Source organism: Myxococcus vastator (genome assembly GCF_010894475.1).
In the GTDB taxonomy this organism is placed as follows: Bacteria; Myxococcota; Myxococcia; order Myxococcales; family Myxococcaceae; genus Myxococcus; species Myxococcus vastator.
This window is the reverse complement of the sequence record NZ_JAAIYB010000035.1, coordinates 15,834-33,720: the sequence shown is the minus strand read 5'-3', so window position 1 is coordinate 33,720 and position 17,887 is coordinate 15,834. Positions and strand designations below refer to the sequence as shown.

The following is a 17,887-nucleotide window of genomic DNA, read 5'->3' as shown; positions in this document are numbered from 1 at the left end:
GTCCCGGCCCACGCCCCTCCGCCCCACACTCCCAGCACCATTGCGAGGAGGCAGGTGCCCGCCCGCGCGTTGAGCCTTGCTCGCATGTTTCCCCCTGTCTCAGGCCACGATGCTCCCCTTCGCGATGGGCCCCCCCGCGCTCCGCCCCTTCACGTTTTGAGTCCGGGAGGAGCGAGGCGCAACCGGAGCGCTCCCTTGAGGACGAGGGCCATGGCGACGGCGGAGCTGCCACACGCCCTCCCGTCGCGGTTGAAGGCAGGCAGGGGGAGGCGGGACTTGGAGGAGTGAGAGCGCTGGTGAGGGGGCGTGGGCCTGAGAAGTTGCCAGCGCATGGTGCGAGGCCGCACCCTCCGCGTCAGGCGACCGCGGAGGGCGCTGCCGGTGCCCGTCCAGAGGAACGGCCGTAGGGGATTCCCGTCGAATCAGAAGCGGGCGAGGAAGGCGTCGTAGCCGCCAGCGCTGGTGTTGCCGCCCAGGCTTCCGAAGGTCTGCCCGGCGACATAGGCGTTGCCGGCGGCGTCCACGGCCACGCCGCGCGCGATGTCCTGGAACGGGGTGCCCAGGGTGCGGGTGCCCAGCTTGGTGCCGAGCGCGTCGTAGCGGGTGAGGAAGGCGTCGAAGGAGCCAGCAGGCGGGTTGCCGTCGAGCGCGTCGGAGGTGTAGCCGACGAGCTGCACGACGTTGTTCGCGGTGACGGAGACGCCGAACGCGTAGTCGGTCTGCGTGCCGCCGAGCATGCGGCTCCACTGGCGGTTGCCAGCGCTGTCGTAGCGGGCGAGCAGCACGTCGACGGTGCCGTGGTTGGTGTTGCCGTCGAGGCTGCCGAATGTCTCGCCAGCGAGGTAGACGCCGCCGTCGGGGCCCACGGCGACGCTCTTGGCGTCATCGAGCTCGCCCGCGTCGATTTGCCGGACCCACTGCTGGGTGCCGAGGAGGTCGAGCTTGAGCAGGAAGATGTCGGTGCTCACCGGCGTGGAGGTGCCGTCGAGGCTGCCGTAGGTGTTGCCGACGACGTAGACCTCGTGGGCGGGCGTGACGGCGATGCCGCGCGCCAGGTCGCTCACGGGAGTGCCGTACTGCTGGAGCCAGTACGGGTTGCCCGCAGTGTCATAGAGGGCGACGACGATGTCGTAGTTGCTGGGGTTGCCGCCGTTGGCGAAGCTGCCGCCGGTGTAGCCGGTGAAGAAGAGCTTGTCGGGCGCGCCGACGGCGAGGCCCGTGGCGAAGTCGTCCATCTGCGTGCCGTTCTGGCTCAGCCATTGGCGGTTGCCGGCGGCGTCGTACTTGGCGATGAAGTAATCGATGCCGCCCGCGTTGGTGTAGAAGTCGAGGCCGCCGAAGGTGGTGCCGGCCACGTACACGTTGCCGGCCGCGTCGGTAGCCACGGCGGTGGCGCGGTCCATCTGCGCGGTCCCGAACTGGCGGACCCACTGGAGGTTGCCGGCGGTGTCGTACCGGGCGACGAAGGCGTCCTGGCCGCCGGCTTGTGGGTCGGCACCGAGCTGGCTGGTCGTCTGGCCCACCACGTAGACGCTCGTGCCCGAGACGGCCACGGCGTGGGCCAGTTCATCATATTGGGCGCCGAGCTGGCGCACCCAGGACGGGGGCGGGACCTGGGCCTCGGCGACGGAGGGGACACTCGTGGCGCAGACGACGCCGACGAGCCCGAACATGCTCAAGAGGGGGTGTTTCATCACGAACTCCATTTCTCAGTGGGGAGCTGAGCCGTGACGCCGGGTGGACGCCTGTCGCCCACTCCAAGGGGAGAAGTCTGTCGCCACGGCACCCTTGCAAGACCACGAGCGACGGGCATGCGGAAGATGGGTAACGAAAGACACGCAGGCGACAACGTCTGACCCGGGCTGAGTTGTCATGGACCCCCGATGCAAATGATGCACTGTGGCAGCTACAGCGCCGATTCGGCTGTAACACGCATGTATCGGCCAGGACGTGCTCCATCCACGGCGTCGTGGCTCACAGCGTGATGTCCACCTCGGAGCCCATGGGATACCAGGTGATGCCCGTGACGCCGTCCTTCTCGAGCTGTTCCTTGAGGTCCTTGCGGACAATCATCAGCCGGGGTGCTGCGGTGGTGCGGAAGAGCTTTGCTCCAGGAGGCACCTTGTCCTCCTTCAGCAGCAGACGGCGCAGGTACATGAAGCGGTCCGGCTTCATCGGGTCCGGATCGCCTTCTGTCTTCTCCATGTCCACGCAGTCCAGCATGCCGACGACGTTCGCGATGTAGCAGTCCTCGCTCGCGACCCGCCCGCGGTGGTTCAGCAGCACGAATTGGAGGAACTCGATGTCCGCGCTGGAGTGCTGCTCGAGGAGCTCCTTCATTCGCTTCGACACCATGAAGTAGTTCACGGCATTGGGGATGACGTCGGCAATCTTCAGTCCCGGTTCATGCCTGGTCATGCTGAAGCGCAGCCCGTCGGGATATTCCGCGCCCATTCGGATGCCGCGTGCGGGCTTGTGAATCCTGGGCATACCTTCCGGGATGTTGAAGATGGCGCAGTACCCGTCGAGCACCAGCCATTCCAGGATGTAGAAACGGCTTGGTCCAGTCATTCCCATGTCCGTTCCCGCTGCCCTGCGGCACCGGGCGGGGGGGGCGGAGGGCCGTGTTCGGCGCCTCCGCCAGCCGGGTCAGTCCTTCGTGCAGACGACGTCGTCGACCTGGAGGTGGTCGCGGTCGGCCTCGCTGCGGCTCGGATAGAAGAACAGCCGCCAGTCACGCACGTTGCCCGTGATGCGGAAGAACACCGGCTGCCACGCGTCGCTGTCGACGGTGAGGAAGTCGGTGGCAGGGCTCCATCCGGCGCTCGAGTAGCTGCGATGCCGGAGGGTGCCGTGGCCTCGCACCCGGTACGAGCAGGAGTAGTTGCCGCTGGGGACGTTGAATTTCTCCAACGTGAACCGCTCGGCGACCTGGATGGGGACCACGAACTGCAGCGCCGACGAACCGCCGTGCACCGCCGCCGTGTAGCGCACGAGGCGCGAGGGCTTGATCTCCGTGCCCGGGTCGGCGACGCCGTTGTCGAGCCCGTACCAGTAGTCCGGGATGAGATGGTCCCCGTGGTAGGGGATGTTGTAGGTATTCCAGCTTTCGAAGCCACCATTGCGGATGATGTTCGCGGGGTGGTCGGCGGACACGCAGCGCCCGGTCGCCGTGTCGCAGGCGGGCAGCTCACCCACGCAGTCGTACGTGGTGAAGCAGGCCCCCGCGGACAGCTCGCACACGCCGCTCGTGGGGTTGCAGCTCGTCGCCGGGTGGTTGCACACGACGCCGGCACAAGGGTCACCCTCGACGCAGAGGTGGCTGGCCGTATCGCAGACCGGCGTCTCCGGCGTCCCCGCGCAGTCCGCGTGGCGCGTGCAGCGGCCGGCGGCGACCACGCACGTGTTCGTCTCGTCGCAGGCCTGCCACTCGCTGCAGTCCGCGGCATCGTTGCACCGGCCGGCGAGCGGCTCGCAGGTCGCCGTGGCGTTCTCACAGCGCTCCCAGGCCTCGCAGGTGACCGCGTCACAGGGCTCGGCGGCCCGCGTGCAGCGCACGTCGTCGATGAGCAGATGCTCGCCCTGGGTGTTGCGGATGCTGAAGATGAGCTCGAAGGTGTCGAAGACGTCGTTGGCGAGGTTGAAGCTGTACGCCACCTGCGTCCACGTCGCGCTGTCGACGGCCGTGTAGGACGAGTAGCTGGAGTAGTCGTCGTCGAAGAAGGCGTTTCGAACGTCGCCGGTGCCTTGCGCCTGGAAGGTGCAGGCGTAGCGGCCCGCGGGCATGGACTTCGCTCCGGTGGTGAAGCGCCGGTGCGTCCCCGAGGTGTTGGTCAGCCGGACCGCGTTCACGCCCTCGAAGGCGTTCGTCGTCACCTTCTGCACGCTGTCCGACGTGATGTTCGACTTGCTCCCGAACCACCGCTCCGGAAGCGCACCGGGCCACGCTTCAAAGCCCCAGTTGTCGATGACGCTCACCTCGGGCTCCACGCCCGCGTCCGGCGTCTCACTGCCCGCGTCCGGCGTCTCGCTGCCCGCGTCCGGCGTCTCACTGCCGGCGTCCGGGATTTCCTCGCCGGCGTCCGGCGTCTCGCTGCCAGCGTCCGGGATTTCCTCGCCGGCGTCCGGCGTCTCATTGCCCGCGTCCGGCCGCGTCTGGCCGGCATCAGGAGTCACTGCGGGAGCCGAATCACCACCACAGGCGGCAACGAAGACCAGCAGCGAAGTCAGACATACTCGAAACAACGTCAAAGCAATCCTCCGGTTCGCGGGAACGGGCATTTCGTACCACACTTCCCTCGATCAGGACGGAGCTGGCTCCCCAGCGGACCGCAACGTCCCCCAGGGTCCGGAAGAATTCTGAGAGTCCTCAGCTTTCGTGATTCCTCGTCGCCGCGCGCGATACCACCCAGGCCGGAACATGCCGGCCTGGGACGTGTCCACCGAGACCTCAGTGTCCGCGTTGCGTGCTGACGGTGCGGCCGTTCAGCGGCTGCAGCGGGCGGTTGTTCGGGTTGAGGTAGGGCAGACGCTGGAACGCGGCAATCTGCGAGTCCGACAGCTCAATGGGGTTCTTCATCACATACCACTGGAGCCCCTCGGTGCACGGGGGCGTGGTGAGTGAGCCGGCGTAGTTGTAGAACGCCTTGTTGAACGGCAGCAGTGAGCTGGCGTTGATGAGCGCGCCCAGGGGCTGGCTGTGCTCACCGGCGTGCCTGGGCAGGTGCCGGAACGCGGTGAACAGCCCCGGGTGCACGAAGCCCTCCTTGATGAGCACGCCCACGACCAGGGCCGGGGTGCCCTGGGCGTCCGTGTGCACCAGGTGCACCTCGAGCGGGTACTCCACGCCGTCCTTCGTGTGCTCGCTGGGCGTATGGAAATGGAACTGCGCCAGCTGATACGAGTTGCCACCCACCTGGAGGGTGCTGCCGGCGTCATAGGTGAACTGCACGGTGTGGCCGTTGTTCGTCATGCGCACGCGGCTGGTGCCGTAATGGAAGCTGGGGATGTCCAGGTGATGCTGCCGGTCCGTCTCCGCCGTCACCAGCGCGATGGGGGACTGGTCCAGTCCCGCCGCGCACAACGCATTGCCCGGGAGTTCGGCCCAGCGCTGCGGGCTGACCGTCTGTGAATAACCCCAATGCGCGTCCTCTCCGCTCAGGAAGACCGGGGCCGGGGTCCCGCGGAGGTCCTGGGCGAAGGCGCTTGAAGCAAGGCAAACGGATGACACCAGCGCGCCCCGAAGAGCGCGCACTGAGACAGTGCGAAAACGCGACATGTGGATGAGTCCTCTGAGATGAGACGACGGACGCGCGCCGGGCTCCAAGCCATCGGCCGACTTCCGTGGATTACGATCTAAATTCAGAATGCTTTTCTGAACATTATTTCTGACATTTGCTGTCGGCCCAGGCAGACGGCTTGTCGGCCTCTTATGACGGGTCTTGAGTGACACCGTTGCCGTGCACCGAGCGGCGTCCCTTGAAGCGCCCTGCTGTCACGGAGATACGTCCGGTCCTGGAATGTCTGGTCGCGCCGGGGGGAGGCGTTCCTAGAATGTTGCTGCCTGGAGCTGACAGGGCAGGGGACTCACATGGCCGACGAGGTGCGCACCACGCAGTGCTGTGTCGTGGGAGGAGGCCCGGCGGGGATGATGCTGGGCCTGTTGCTGGCGCGGGCGGGCGTGGAGGTGACGGTGCTGGAGAAGCACGCCGACTTCCTGCGTGACTTCCGGGGCGACACCATCCACCCCTCCACCCTGGAGCTGATGCACGAGCTGGGGTGGCTGGACGAGCTGCTGGCCCTGCCGCATCAGAAGGCGCCGGTGTTGCGCTTCCAGCGCGGTGCCCATGACGTGGTCGTCGGAGACTTCTCTCAGCTGCCCACGCGCGCGCGTTACATCGCGTTCATGCCGCAGTGGGACCTGCTCGACTTCCTCGCGCGGAAGGCCGCCGCGTACCCGGGGTTCCACCTGCGCCGGTGCGCGGAGGTGACGGACGTGTTGCGTGAGGAGGGGTGTGTCGTCGGCGTCCAGGCCCGAACGCCAGAGGGCTCACTGGAGGTCCGTGCGTCGCTGGTGGTGGCGGCGGATGGCCGGACCTCCGTCGTGCGTCAGCGCGCCGGCCTGGAGGTGGAGGTCCTGGGCGCGCCCATGGACGTCCTCTGGTTCCGCGCCACGCGCAAGCCCGGAGACCCCGAGGACCCCATGGGCCGCTTCGAGCAGGGCCAGATTTTCATCCTCATCAACCGGGGCGACTCGTGGCAGTGCGGGCGCGTCATCGCGAAGGGCAGCTTCGGCGCCTTGCGCGAGGCCGGACTGGCGTCCTTCCGCGAGGACTTCGCCCGGCTGGCGCCCTTCCTGGCGGACCGGACCCACGAGCTGGCGACGTGGGATGACGTGAAGCTGCTCACCGTGCGGGTGGACCGGCTGCGCACGTGGTACCAGGCGGGCCTGCTCTGCATTGGCGACGCGGCGCACGCCATGTCGCCCGTGGGCGGCGTGGGCATCAACCTGGCGGTGCAGGACGCGGTGGCCGCCGCCAACATCCTCGCGGGGCCGTTGCTCGCCCGGCGCGTGACGTCCATGGACCTGCGGCGCGTCCAGGAGCGCCGGGAGTGGCCCACGCGTGTCACCCAGCGGGCCCAGGTCTTCATCCAGAATCGCTTGCTCGGGCCCGCGCTGCGAAGCCCGGCGGCGTCCACCGCGCTTCCCTTGCCGCTGTGGCTGGTCCAGCACGTCCCCTTCCTGCGGCGCATTCCGGCGCGCCTGGTGGGCATGGGCGTGCGGCCCGAACACGTGCGCACGCCGGCGGCGCCTCCCAGGGGCTGAGCCACTCAGGCGGGCGTCAGGCCCCATGCACCGTGCGCCCCAGGCGGAAGGCCCGTGACTGAGGCCTCCCGCCGCGTGGCGGTTACGACCGCGCGGGCGGCTGCTCCCACGGGAAGTGGGTGGCGCCCAGCGCGGGCTTGAGGTCGAACAGCCAGGAGGCCTTCTCGTCGTACTTCGCGAAGAAGGGCCGGCCGACGAGCTCCGGGTCGCGCGCCTGGATGAAGTGGAGGACGAAGACCTTCTCGCCGGCAATCTCCGCCACGCCGTCCACGCACACCTTTCCGGGCGTGGCGGACATCGACGGGCCGCGCACCGTGCGCGCCAGTCCGGACACGCGCTGGTAGGCGTTGCGGAAGATGTCATAGGCCTCCGCGAGCGGCACTGCGAAGTAGTCCTGCGGCCCCGTGTCTCGCTCGACGAACATGTAATACGGCACCATGCCGTGGCGCAGGTGCGTGCGCCACATGCGCTCCCAGGTGTCCGGCGTGTCGTTGATGGTTCGGATGAGCGGCGCCTGGGTGCGGATGACCGCGCCGGTGCCGCGGATGCGGCGCACCGCCTCCTGGACAATGTCAGGGGCCATCTCGTTGGGATGAGAGAAGTGCGCCATGAAGGCCAGGCTCTTGCCGGAGGCGACCACCTTCTCGAACAGGCGCAGGATGTCGCCCGCGTCCGAATCCGTGACGAAGCGCTGCGGCCAGTAGGCCAGCGCCTTGGTGCCGATGCGGATGGCCTCCAGGTGCTCGATGTCCAGCAGCGGCTCGATGTACTTGGCCAGCACGGACTCGGTCATGATCATCGGGTCGCCACCCGTGAACAGCACGTTGGTGACCTCGGGGTGCGCGCGGATGTAGCTCACCAGGGGCTCGATTTCCCGCGAGGCGAACTTCAGGTCCGCGTCCCCGACGAACTGCGCCCAGCGGAAGCAGTACGTGCAGTAGGCGTGGCACGTCTGGCCCTGCTTGGGGAAGATGAGCACCGTCTCCTTGTACTTGTGCTGGAGGCCCGGGACGGGCTCTTCGTTGGCCAGCTTGGGGACGTTGAGCTCCATCTGCCCGGCGGGGTGCGGATTGAGCCGCGCGCGAATCTGGTTGGCGGCCGCGTTCAGCTCCAGGGTGGATGCACCGGAGCGCAGCAGGTCCGCCATGCGCGCCACGTCGTCCGCGGGCAGCATGTCCGCCTGCGGGAAGACGAGCCGGTAGATGGGGTCGGCGGGCGCGGCGTCCCAGTCAATCAGCTCGTCCACGACGTAGCTGTTGGTGCGGAAGGGCAGCACGTGCGCCACCGCCTGCACCGCGAGCCGTTCGTCCGCGGAGAGCCCGGCCCGAGTCGTCAGCTCGTCCAGGTGTCGCGTGGTGTAGGCACGGTACCGGCGGCCTGTGGACAGCGCCAGTGCTGCGTTTGACATGACGCTCATGTCTCGTTTCTCCTGCGGTAGTCAGGGCGGTCACGAGGTGCTCAGCGACCACCCTGGCTGGTGGCCGGGCGTGAGCGCACACCGTTTGACCACCAACGAGGGGAGAGTCCGGTTACCACGCCGAGGTAGGAAGTGTCATCTTTCAGCGGCGAGCGGGCAGGCTGGATTCCACCTTGAGTTGCAACCGCCAGTGACTCTGCGTCTGCGGGAGCGTGACGCGAGCGGCCAAAACTCGGGGATTCGGCTGTCAGCGCCGGTACCTGGGCTCCGCGAAGCAGGCGCGGCGGGAGCGAGGCGGCCGGCGGATACCTGACATACCCCTGTCATTCGGGCGGATTAGGTCTGGGGGCGTTGGTTCACCCGTTCGGGGAGATTCCGTCATGTCGAAGGACAGCAAGCTGCAGCACTACACCGGGGGATGTCTTTGTGGCGCCGTGCGCTTCGAGGCCGAGATGGACCTGTCGGAGCCCGTGAGCCGCTGCAACTGCACCATCTGCACCAAGGTGGGCGGCGCGCAGGCCTATCCGAAGCCGAGCGACTTCCGCGTCACCGCGGGCGCCGAACACCTGGGCGAGTTCCGGAGGGGCTCGAGCCCGAACTACCGCTCGTTCTGCAAGCACTGCGGCGTCCACTGCTTCGCGGCCGGGTTCGTCGAGGAGCTCGGTGGGGAGTTCCGGTCCGTCAACATCCAGTGCCTGGACGACGTCGACCCCGGTGCGCTCAAGGTCATGTACTGGGACGGCCGCCACGACAACTGGGAGGCCGGGATGCGCGACACGCCCTGGCCCATCCGGAGCTGAACCCGCGCTCACGTCCCGCGCGGCTTGCGCCGGCGCGCGAGCCGCTCCGCCTGCTCCGGGTTGAGCATCTTCACGTAGGCCAGGAGGCCGTCGAGGTGCGCGCGTCGTGCCTCGCCGTCCCCCGAGCGTCCCTCCTGGTGCAGCATCGCCCGGAGCCGCCGCCGCTCCTCGCGCGACAGGCCCAGCGTCGTATTCACGGTGACGCCCGTGACGCGCTGGGCGCCGCCCCGGCGCTGCACGCGGGTCTTCTCGCGGTTGACCTCGAAGCCCTCCTCCTGCACGTACCGCGCGGCCAGGGCGCGGACGCGCTCCAGCGCCGCGACGTCGTCGCCGGAGAAGGTGAGGTCATCCGCGTAGCGCGTGTACGTGTAGCCGTACCGACGCGCCAGTCCCGCCAACCGCCGGTCCAGCCGCAGCAGCACCGCGTTGCACAGGGCGGGGCTCGTGGGGGCGCCTTGCACGCAGACGCGCGGGCCCACCGGAACGTGGAAGACGGTGCCCTCCAGCTCCACGGGCTGGCGCTCGGACTCCGTCATCAGCACCGCGAGCGTGGCCGCCACGGGATGGCCGTAGCCCAGGGCGATGAGCAGCCCTCGCACCCGCGCGAAGGTGACGGAGGGGAAGAAGTCCTTCAAGTCCAGCTTCAGCACCACGCGCCGGCCCACGTGCGGCATGGCGCCCGTCTTGATGGAGCGGCCAGACACGAAACCATGAGCCTGGGGGCTCACGGGCAGCTTTGAGGCGAGGAGCGCCAGCAGCCGGCGTTGCAGGGCCTTCAGTCGCCGCTTGGGCGCATGCAGCAGCCGGACGCCACCGGAGCGCTTGGGCACCGCGAAAGTCACATAGTGCCGCACCCGCTCGCGCGGGCGGTGGATGCTGTAGTGACGGAGCACGCCCACCGAGACGCCCAGCGCCGCGGCCACGTCCTCCTCCGTGCGCCAGAGCGGCAGGCCGTAGCGCGCCAACTGGGCCTCGTCGGGCAGCAAGTCCCGCAGGTTCCGGTTGCGCGTGCGCAGCGTGGCGGAGAACAGCCGCCGGGCCTCGGCGGCCTCCATCCACTTCTTGCGGCCCGGGGTGTAGCGGCGGATGCCCTTGGGGAGCAGCCGCGCATCCCGGCGAAGCTGTCGCAGGTGCCCCGGCTTCAGCGGGCCCGACGTGGACACCGTCTCCCTCACCACGTCCTGGGGACGGCCGTGGGCATCCAGCGGCACGTCCAGCCCGGTGGTGCTTCGCGTCACGGGGCGGCTGAACAACCCCTTGAGCCGGGAGAGGGTGGTGTCGAACCAGCTCATGGTGCTCCGGGAGAGGCCAGGGGACGACCTGCGAGGCGTTGGACCCGGGGCTCCCTGCGTTGCGTACGCTGGGACCCTGGCGAAGAGAAGGGGACAGAACACCCCCGCGGCGAAGCACCGCGGTACTCATGGCTCATCTGCGAGCCCTGGCCTCTCCCGAGAGCACCTGCCGTTATCGTCATTCGTCGTCTCCCGGGTCAAGCGCCTCCGCCTGCCGCCGTCGCGCGTCCGCCTCCGCCGCCCGGGCCGCGAGCGCGTCCGCCGAGGCGGGCGCGGAGCTGCTGCGCTCCCGGCGCTGCGCTCGCGCCAGGCGGCTGAGCGCGAGCAGGTGTGCGCAGGGCCCCTGGTTCAGCAGGTGCTCGCTGAAGTGCTCGCAGCCGCACCGGCCGAAGAGGAGGCGGTCCTCGTCGTTCATCACCAGCTCGAGCCCTGACTGGGCGCCCGCGCGGCCATGCACCACCCAGTCCCGGTGGACCACCTCGCGCGTGACGGGCCCCTCCGGCGTGGGCAGCGTGCGCACCTTGCGCGTCTCGCGTGGCGCCGCGGACGTCACCTCCACCGCGCCCGCGGCCTCCAGGCGCTCCGCTTCCTCGCGGCGGGCGTCGGGCGGGTACAGGCGGCCCAGGTCCACCGGCGTGGCGAACAGCTCGCGGTGGCGCCAGCGCCGCGCCTCCATGTCGAAGAGGGCGCGCCCCGCCGCGCACTGCGCCGCCAGGGCCCCCGCGGCCTGGGCCGTGTCCACGCCCAGGGCGGCGGCGACGTCCTCGGTCGAGGCCTGAAAGCGCTCGCGCAGCACCCCGAGCACGCGCTCCGCCAGCGCGTCGTCGCGCGTCGGCTCCAGCAGCAGGTCCATGCCCGCAGTGTTCGTCCAGTGGTTCGCCGTCCACCCGGACAGGCCCAGCAGGAAGCGCACGCCGCCGGGCAGGTGCGCGACGTAGAAGTGCGGCAGCGCGCGGCCCTTCAGGTAGATGTCCACCCGCTCCGCGTAGGGCAGCAGCGGCTCCAACAGCCGCAGCCGCCTGCGGCCCCAGGTCCGGATGATGCGAGGCGCCGTGTAGCCGTGGGCCGCGCCCTTCAAGGGCACGGGGTGCTCCCATGGCTCCAGCATCAGCCGCGCGTCCTCGCCCGGGTGCAGCTCGTAGCGCAGCGCGCGCGGTGACACCTTGGCCTTGGTGTGGCCGAGGAAGCGCACCGCGGCGAGCAGGTCCACCGGCCGCGCTGTCAGTCGGGTGCCGGGCATCGCCATGCCGCCCTGGAGCTGGAGCAGGCCGCGCACCCAGGGCTCCGGGACGTCCACCTTCTGCTCGAAGCGTCCGCCCGCGCCGGTGGTGCGCACGTCGAGTCCCTCCGGACCGATGCGCAGGTGCGTCTCCCGGGTGGAGCGCAGCTCGGCCAGCGCCGCCCACAGCCAGGCGGTGAAGTCCACGTTGGTGGTGCCGCAGCGCACCTCGCCCTCGGGCTCGAAGAGGCCGCGGTCCACGATGACGAGCCCGTAGGCGCTCTGGTCCTGGCTGAAGGCCTCGAAGAAGACGCGGCCGGGGTGCACGGTGATGAGCGGGTCCAGCAGCCCGCCGCCCCAGTCCTCGTTCCAAGCGTCCAACTGCCAGATGAGCCCGCCGAGCGCCTGGAGCGCGAGCCGCAAGGACAGGACGTCCCGGGCCACGCGGGCGTGGAAGCGCACGGGGCGGTTCGCGTCCGCGGACAGGCTGAGCTGCGCGCGCTCCCGGGTGGACTCGAACACGGAGGGCGTGGCGTAGAGGAAGCTGGAGGCCGTCACGCGCCGTCTCCTTTCGCGGGCGGGCCGAAGACGTGGGGGACCTCCGCGGGGCTTCGCAGCTCGGGCCAGCGCTTCAGCATGTGGGCCAGCAGCGCCATCAGCGACTCCTTGGGATAGCGCGAGTCCGGCAGCGCGAAGGCGTCTCGCACGCGCGGCACCAGCACGCGGGCGGCCTCCACGCCGTGGGCGGCGGCGTTGGCCAGCGCGCCGAAGGCGGCGTGGCGCGTGCGCCGGTGCAGGGGCCTCAGCAGGGTGGCCTGGAGCAGGTCCAGGTTCTGCGCGGCCACCTCGCGGGCCTTCGCGCAGTCTCGGCCGAGCAGGCGGAAGGCCAGCGCCTGGACGTGAATCTGCGGCGCCTCCAGCAGGTCGCGCACGGCGCGGGGCTCGGCCAGGTAGAAGTCATCCGAGCGGAGGAAGAACAGCCGCGCCAGCCGGTTCTTCTCCAGCAGCGCGTCGAAGCTCCAGATGGAGTAGGCGGGCAGGGCGCCCAGCGCGTTGGCGGCGCGACGGGCGAAGCCGCCGCCCTCCTTCGGCAAGGCCTCGTAGTGCGCGGCCAGCGCGTCGAGCACCTTCTCCCACTCCTTCGCGCTCCCCGCCGCCGGGGTGTGCATGGCGGCGCGGCTGGCGAGGAAGTCCAGCAGGTCCTCGTCGTTCGCCTCCATCGCGCGCGTCACCAGCTTGGGGTACGCGGCGCGCCAGCCCGAGGCGACGTGCATGCGGAAGGGGCCTCGCACCAGCTCTGGAAAGCGCGCGTACAGGGCGGTGGCGGTGGCGTCCGTCAGCGGCTGCACCTGGGCCAGGCCCAGCCCAGGCAGATTCCACTCGCCCCCCGCGCCCGCGAGCTGGAGCAGCCGGCGGTGTGTCCGGGCCGGAGGCGCCGCGCTGTCCCGCGCCAGCCGCAGCACCTCCGCGTCATACGTCTCATGGGTGGCGGAGGTGCGCAGGAGCGCGCCCCACACGTCGTCCCAGTCCCGCGCCCGCGCGAGCGCCAGCAGGTTCGGGAAGCCCTTCGCGTTCTTCCGTCCGAGCACGCCCCAGCGGGGAAACACCGCCTGCAGGTGGCCGAGCAGGTAGGGCACCACATCGCGCCCGCGCGCTTCCGCCAGCTCCACGAAGAGCTGCGCCGCGCCCGGCATGGGCGTCTCCGGGTGGTGCTCCTTCAGCGCTGTGACGAGCGCGGCTGGCGCCTGCACGGTGCGCGCGAGCGCCAGGGCATCGCGGCGCCACGTGGGCTCATCCACCAGCCGCCGGTAGAGGGCGGAGGCCAGGGCCGCGTCCCCCCGGGCCAGGGCGCGCTCGCGCAGCGTGTTCCATGGCGACGCGCGCGCATGGGGCTCGTTCCAGGGCAGGTGCGCCAGGATGAAGGGCCGGGCGGCCTCCGCGTCCCGTTCATCCAGCGCCAGGGCGGTGGGCTCGTCCAGCCGTGCCCAGCCGAGGTCCACCTTGGCGAGCTCAATGTGCCGCGCCGCGCGCGTGGGGGCTTCCCGGACACGCCGCACCACCTCCGTCCGCCAGGCCTCCATCTGCTGGGGGCCGCGCAGGCCCGCGAGCTTCCAGGCCTGGAGGCGGCGGAACAGCTCCACGTCGTCGGCGCGGTCCGCGTCCGCGAGCCAGGCCTCCAGCGCGGCGGCGTTCTCCCCCGTCCAGGGGTTCACCCACTTCCCCGCGGCGGTGATGCTGCTGGGCGAGAAGCAGGACAGCATGAGGGGGCGGAAGCGGACGCGGTCCCTGGCGTTGAGGGCAGGCCCCCACAGCCAGGTGAAGGACCGGAAGGTGGGGCGGCGCGCCAGCTCCTCGAGCGCGGCACGGAGTGCTTCGTCGGACTGTCTCCGGGACAGGACGCCACGCAGGGCGGCGTCCATCTCCTTCACCTCTCGGCGGAACCGCCGCTCCCAGCGCTCGCTCACGCGCTCCCGTTTACACCGCCCGCTCCGGGAGGCACAGGGGCGAAGCCGTCAGCCCATGTAGGAAGGCGGGTCGCTGGCGGGAAAGGAGGACATGGAGCCTTCGGCGACGATGTCGCGATGGCCCGCCGCGTCGCGTGACTCGCCGGGGAGGATGTTCCACCGTCCATGCTCGCCCGCGCCGAACCGCGACGGGTCGCGCAGGCTGGGGGCGCGTGCGTCGATGACCACCGGCATGCGGTTGCACGCGCGCCACTGTGCCGCGAGCAGCGCGGCCTGGACGGCTGCGTCCGCCAGGAAGACGGCGGAGCGCCGCTTCCGGTTCGCGGCATACGTGGAGACGTCAACCACCAGGAGCGTGAGCGCGCTCCAGATGCCCAGCTTCCGGAGCTCCGGGGTGACGCGGCCATGGCGGTGCGCGGACAGGAGCGTCGCGCCCACCGTGCCGGCGAGCCCGCCCACGGTCTTCATCAACCAGCCCTCGCGGATGGGGCCGGTGAGCCGGGTGACTCGCTGTGGCTGAAGCCAGGGCAGCAGGCCCTTCAGCAGGAAATACGCGCCCTGGACTTCGGCCGGGTCTCTTCGGACAAGCGCACTGAGTCGTCGGTTCATCCGCCCTCTCTCTCCTGTGCTCAAGGTGCTTCCTGGCGTTGGGAAGGGCACCTGCGCCTGACGGGCGGGCGGGCGCCAACCCGGACGGCGAGCTGGCGGGCCGCGGCGTTCAAGCGCCTCGTGGCAAGTGGACGCGGAAGGTGGTGCCTGTTTCGGCGGTGGAGACCACCTCCACCTCGCCACCATGCGCGCGTGCAACCTGCTCCACGATGAACAGGCCCAGGCCCACGCTGCGGCGCTCCGTGACGGTGGTGGTTCCCCGCGTCATCGGCTTGAAGAGGGTCGGCAGCAGCCCCACCGGAATGGGCTCGCCCACGTTGCTCACGCTCAGGACGACTTTCTGCGCCTCGCCGCGCGCTTCCACGCGGATGGGGGAGCCAGACGGGCTGTACTGCATGGCATTGGCCAACAGGTTGGTGAGCACCTGGGCAATGCGGTCCGGGTCCCACGTCCCGCGCGCGTCGCCAGCATGCACCACGTCCAGCTCGCGCTCCGGGGCTGTGAGCTGCACTTCATCCACCACCTGCCGGATGAGCTGGTGCAGGTCCGCGGGCTGGGGATTGATGGGAAGCGGCATGCCTGTGCGGACGTGGGTGAAGTCCAGCAGGTCCCGGATGAGCCGGTGGGCGCGGTCCGAGGCGTTGAGGATGCGGCGGAGCCCTCGCTGGGTCTGCTCATCCAGCTCCGCGAGCCGCATCAGGGTCGCGGCGGCCAGTGAGATGGCATTGAGCGGGTTGCGCAGGTCGTGGCTGACGATACCAATCAGTTGCTCGCGCAGCAGGGACGTCTCCTGGGCGCCGAGCAGGCGGGCGTCACGCTCGTTCAGCGCATCCTCCTGTTCGAGCTGATGGCCCACCAGGTCACCCAGGTGACGGAAGAGCTCCAGCTTGTCCTCGGACAGGGGGGCGGGGTTCGCATCCAGCGCGCACATCACGCCGAAGTACGTCCCGTCCTTCCGGTACAGCGGCACCGCGATGTAGCTCTCCACCCCGTACATCCTGGGGGCGGGGTGGTCCCTGAAGCGCGGGTCCTGGCTCGCGTGGGTGACGAGCAGCGGCGCCAGTGTGCTGCGCACGGTGTCGCAGAAGGTGGTGGTGATTTCCAGCGTGTCGCCCGGCTTCAGGCCGAAGTTCATCTCGTCCAGCACGGCGCAGCAGGTCCAGGACTCCTCGGTGACGCGAGCGACGACAGCCAGCCGCAGGCCCGTCGTCTGCGTCAGCACCCGGAGGACCGACTTGATGGCCTCGATGCGACCGACCGCCTCGACGTCGGGGCTGATGCTCACGTCGGCGAGGATGTGGGGGGGCGGTGCGCTGGTCATGGGGCCTGACGCAACCGTACACAGCGCCACCTGCGCGCGCTCTTCGGATTCAGGGAGCAGGCACCAAGCGGACGTCAGCGCACGGTGGGTCGGCGCTCGGCCCGGCAGGGGGTGGACGCCCGGTTGCCCTTGCTGAGGAGCTCCTGAAGTCAGACGGCAGGGACGTCAGTCCAACTGGGTGGAGACGATGGGGTCCTGCGCCGCCGTGTTCCACGGCAGGGAAGGCCACCAGCGCTCAAGCGAGTGCGGCGCGCCGGGCTCGACGCGCTCGCCCGGCTTCGGGACGATGACACTGACCCCCGTGGCCTCACCCGCCGCGAGCACGCGTTCAATGGGCTCCGTCCATCCGTGGAGCGCGAGGGTGAACAGGCCCCAGTGCACCGGCAGCAGCACGCGGCCCCGGACCCACTGGTGCGCGGTGACGGCCTGCTCGGGGCCGATGTGCCAGTCGGGCCACGCGCTGTGGTACTGGCCCACCTCAATCATCGTCAGGTCGAAGGGCCCCAGCCGCTCGCCAATGTCCTTCATGGCGGGGAACAGGCCCGTGTCGCCCGAGTAGTACACGCGGTGCGTGGGGCCCAGGAACGCGAAGCCCGCCCACAGCGTCGCGTCCTTGTCGATGCCCGTCCGGCCCGAGGCATGGCGGGCGGGGGTGCAGACGACCTCCAGCGCCCCCACGCGGGCGCGCTCCCACCAGTCGAGCTCGATGATGCGCGACTCGGGGATGCCCCACCCCACCAGGTGCGCACCGACGCCGAGCGGCACGATGAAGGACGTGTCCCAGTCCTTCATCGCCAGCAGCGTTTGATGGTCCAGGTGGTCGTAGTGGTCATGGGAGATGGCGACCGCGTCAACGGCGGGCAGCGCCGTCAGCGCCAGGGGCGGGGCGTACCAGCGGCGCGGTCCTATCCAGCTCAAGGGGGACGCGCGCTCGCTCCACACCGGGTCGATGAGGATCCGCTGACCGTCCAACTCCACGAGCGACGTCGAGTGTCCGAACCACGTGACGCGAAGGCCGGTGGCGGGCGGCGCGTTGAACGCGCTCCCGTCCAGCGCCACCGACGGCAGCGCGCCCTGGGCGGGGCTCACGTCGGGGCTGGCGCTGAACATGCTCGCGATGGAGCCCCAGGCGTCATTGCGCAGGGGCTGCGGGTTGTCGAAGTGGCCGTCCCGCCACTGGGGCGAGCGCTCCATGCGCGCCCGCCGCGCGCCGTCCGCGGCCTGCCCCAGCGCCGGCCAGGCCTCGATGGCGACCACCGTCAGCAGCAGGGCCAGCAGCGCCGCCGTCCCCAGTGCCGCATACGCCAGCCTCCTGCGCCACGTCATGCCGTCCACCCGCGCTCGTCGTTGTGCGGTGATGAATTGACGAAATAGGTCATTTTTGTCAATTTGTTCCGCATGGCGGGCACCAGGAGCGAGGAGCGTGATGCGTCGCGCCGGGCGGCGATTCTCGATGCCGCCCTGGAGTGCTTCCTGCGCTTCGGCTACGCGAAGACGTCCCTGGATGACATCGCGAAGCGGGCGAACCTGTCGCGGCCGCTCCTGTATCTGAAGTTCAAGAACAAGGAGGACATCTTCGCGGCCGTCTTCGAAGCGCTGTTCGAGGCGCGCTACCCCCGCGTGGAGCAGGTGCTGGCGGGTCCGGGCTCCGCGCGCGACAAGCTGCTCCAGGTGTACGAAATCCTCCTCCTGGAGCCATGGGCGCTGGTGGTGGGGGCGCCCATGGCGTCCGAGTTCTACGCCGCCTGCGAGCGGCTGTTGCCCGAGGTGGAGGCGAGACGCCGCCGACGCTGGCTCAAGTACACACAGGCCGTCCTGCAGCCGCGGCCGCTCGCCGAGGTGTTCATGCTGGCCGTCGACGGGCTCCTGGCCGACGTGCCCACGACGCGCGTGCTGCGTCAGCGCCTGGCGTTGCTCGTCGAGCGCTTCACGGACTGA

At 70.0% G+C, this 17,887-nt stretch carries 14 protein-coding genes; 3 read left to right on the top strand and 11 right to left on the bottom strand.

Features of this window, described 5'->3' with window-relative positions:
• Nucleotides 1–422 precede the first annotated feature (422 nt).
• The 4 genes from G4D87_RS05835 to G4D87_RS05820 all read right to left on the bottom strand — a co-directional run bounded on the left by G4D87_RS05835 (nucleotide 423) and on the right by G4D87_RS05820 (nucleotide 5,278).
• Complete coding sequence (locus tag G4D87_RS05835) at nucleotides 423–1,694, bottom strand: SBBP repeat-containing protein (protein WP_371928486.1); 1,272 nt, start codon at nucleotides 1,692–1,694, stop codon at nucleotides 423–425.
• Nucleotides 1,695–1,974: 280 nt separating this feature from the next.
• Complete coding sequence (locus tag G4D87_RS05830; protein ID WP_163779809.1) at nucleotides 1,975–2,571, bottom strand: imm11 family protein; 597 nt, start codon at nucleotides 2,569–2,571, stop codon at nucleotides 1,975–1,977.
• A gap of 78 nt (nucleotides 2,572–2,649) precedes the next feature.
• The gene (locus G4D87_RS05825; RefSeq protein ID WP_275902261.1) at nucleotides 2,650–4,176 is read right to left on the bottom strand and encodes an invertase recombinase-like protein; all 1,527 of its coding nucleotides are present in this window, start codon (nucleotides 4,174–4,176) and stop codon (nucleotides 2,650–2,652) included.
• 274 nt (nucleotides 4,177–4,450) lie between these two features.
• Nucleotides 4,451–5,278, bottom strand: coding sequence for a carbonic anhydrase (locus G4D87_RS05820; RefSeq protein ID WP_163779805.1), 828 nt, complete (start codon nucleotides 5,276–5,278; stop codon nucleotides 4,451–4,453).
• Nucleotides 5,279–5,590: 312 nt separating this feature from the next.
• Here G4D87_RS05820 and G4D87_RS05815 point away from each other — a divergent pair, with 312 nt between their 5' ends.
• A complete protein-coding gene (locus G4D87_RS05815; protein ID WP_163779803.1) occupies nucleotides 5,591–6,826 on the top strand; it encodes an FAD-dependent oxidoreductase in 1,236 nt (411 codons plus the stop codon).
• Between the two features lie 82 nt (nucleotides 6,827–6,908).
• Here the strand turns inward: G4D87_RS05815 and G4D87_RS05810 are convergent, their stop codons facing one another.
• Nucleotides 6,909–8,243 (bottom strand): KamA family radical SAM protein, encoded by a 1,335-nt coding sequence (locus G4D87_RS05810; protein WP_163779801.1) that lies wholly within the window; start codon nucleotides 8,241–8,243, stop codon nucleotides 6,909–6,911.
• Between the two features lie 380 nt (nucleotides 8,244–8,623).
• Here G4D87_RS05810 and G4D87_RS05805 point away from each other — a divergent pair, with 380 nt between their 5' ends.
• Nucleotides 8,624–9,043 carry a GFA family protein gene (locus G4D87_RS05805; RefSeq protein ID WP_163779799.1) on the top strand — a complete coding sequence of 140 codons (420 nt, stop codon included), beginning with the start codon at nucleotides 8,624–8,626 and terminating at the stop codon, nucleotides 9,041–9,043.
• Between the two features lie 8 nt (nucleotides 9,044–9,051).
• Here the strand turns inward: G4D87_RS05805 and G4D87_RS05800 are convergent, their stop codons facing one another.
• The 6 genes from G4D87_RS05800 to G4D87_RS05775 all read right to left on the bottom strand — a co-directional run bounded on the left by G4D87_RS05800 (nucleotide 9,052) and on the right by G4D87_RS05775 (nucleotide 17,275).
• Nucleotides 9,052–10,335: a reverse transcriptase family protein gene (locus G4D87_RS05800; RefSeq protein WP_163779796.1), complete on the bottom strand. Its 1,284-nt coding sequence runs from the start codon at nucleotides 10,333–10,335 to the stop codon at nucleotides 9,052–9,054.
• Nucleotides 10,336–10,513: 178 nt separating this feature from the next.
• Nucleotides 10,514–12,112, bottom strand: a complete 1,599-nt coding sequence (locus G4D87_RS05795; RefSeq protein ID WP_163779794.1) for a hypothetical protein — start codon at nucleotides 12,110–12,112, stop codon at nucleotides 10,514–10,516.
• A complete protein-coding gene (locus G4D87_RS05790; protein WP_163779792.1) occupies nucleotides 12,109–14,019 on the bottom strand; it encodes a gliding motility protein in 1,911 nt (636 codons plus the stop codon). Before G4D87_RS05790 ends, G4D87_RS05795 begins: the two co-directional genes overlap by 4 nt.
• Before the next feature lie 48 nt (nucleotides 14,020–14,067).
• Entirely contained in the window at nucleotides 14,068–14,628 is a 561-nt protein-coding gene (locus G4D87_RS05785) for a hypothetical protein (RefSeq protein WP_163779790.1), read from the bottom strand.
• A gap of 109 nt (nucleotides 14,629–14,737) precedes the next feature.
• Nucleotides 14,738–15,913: a GAF domain-containing sensor histidine kinase gene (locus tag G4D87_RS05780; protein ID WP_240358039.1), complete on the bottom strand. Its 1,176-nt coding sequence runs from the start codon at nucleotides 15,911–15,913 to the stop codon at nucleotides 14,738–14,740.
• 201 nt (nucleotides 15,914–16,114) lie between these two features.
• Entirely contained in the window at nucleotides 16,115–17,275 is a 1,161-nt protein-coding gene (locus G4D87_RS05775; RefSeq protein ID WP_163779785.1) for an MBL fold metallo-hydrolase, read from the bottom strand.
• 72 nt (nucleotides 17,276–17,347) lie between these two features.
• Here G4D87_RS05775 and G4D87_RS05770 point away from each other — a divergent pair, with 72 nt between their 5' ends.
• On the top strand, nucleotides 17,348–17,887 hold the full coding sequence (locus G4D87_RS05770) for a TetR/AcrR family transcriptional regulator (protein ID WP_205507445.1): 540 nt from the start codon (nucleotides 17,348–17,350) through the stop codon (nucleotides 17,885–17,887).

Excerpts from the sequence above, each read along its gene's own strand:
- G4D87_RS05835 (WP_371928486.1), bottom strand. The coding sequence starts at position 1,694 with ATGAAACACCCCCTCTTGAGCATGTTCGGGCTCGTCGGCGTCGTCTGC.
- G4D87_RS05830 (WP_163779809.1), bottom strand. The coding sequence starts at position 2,571 with ATGACTGGACCAAGCCGTTTCTACATCCTGGAATGGCTGGTGCTCGAC.
- G4D87_RS05820 (WP_163779805.1), bottom strand. The coding sequence starts at position 5,278 with ATGTCGCGTTTTCGCACTGTCTCAGTGCGCGCTCTTCGGGGCGCGCTG.
- G4D87_RS05815 (WP_163779803.1), top strand. The coding sequence starts at position 5,591 with ATGGCCGACGAGGTGCGCACCACGCAGTGCTGTGTCGTGGGAGGAGGC.
- G4D87_RS05810 (WP_163779801.1), bottom strand. The coding sequence starts at position 8,243 with ATGAGCGTCATGTCAAACGCAGCACTGGCGCTGTCCACAGGCCGCCGG.
- G4D87_RS05805 (WP_163779799.1), top strand. The coding sequence starts at position 8,624 with ATGTCGAAGGACAGCAAGCTGCAGCACTACACCGGGGGATGTCTTTGT.
- G4D87_RS05800 (WP_163779796.1), bottom strand. The coding sequence starts at position 10,335 with ATGAGCTGGTTCGACACCACCCTCTCCCGGCTCAAGGGGTTGTTCAGC.
- G4D87_RS05785 (WP_163779790.1), bottom strand. The coding sequence starts at position 14,628 with ATGAACCGACGACTCAGTGCGCTTGTCCGAAGAGACCCGGCCGAAGTC.
- G4D87_RS05775 (WP_163779785.1), bottom strand. The coding sequence starts at position 17,275 with ATGACGTGGCGCAGGAGGCTGGCGTATGCGGCACTGGGGACGGCGGCG.
- G4D87_RS05770 (WP_205507445.1), top strand. The coding sequence starts at position 17,348 with ATGGCGGGCACCAGGAGCGAGGAGCGTGATGCGTCGCGCCGGGCGGCG.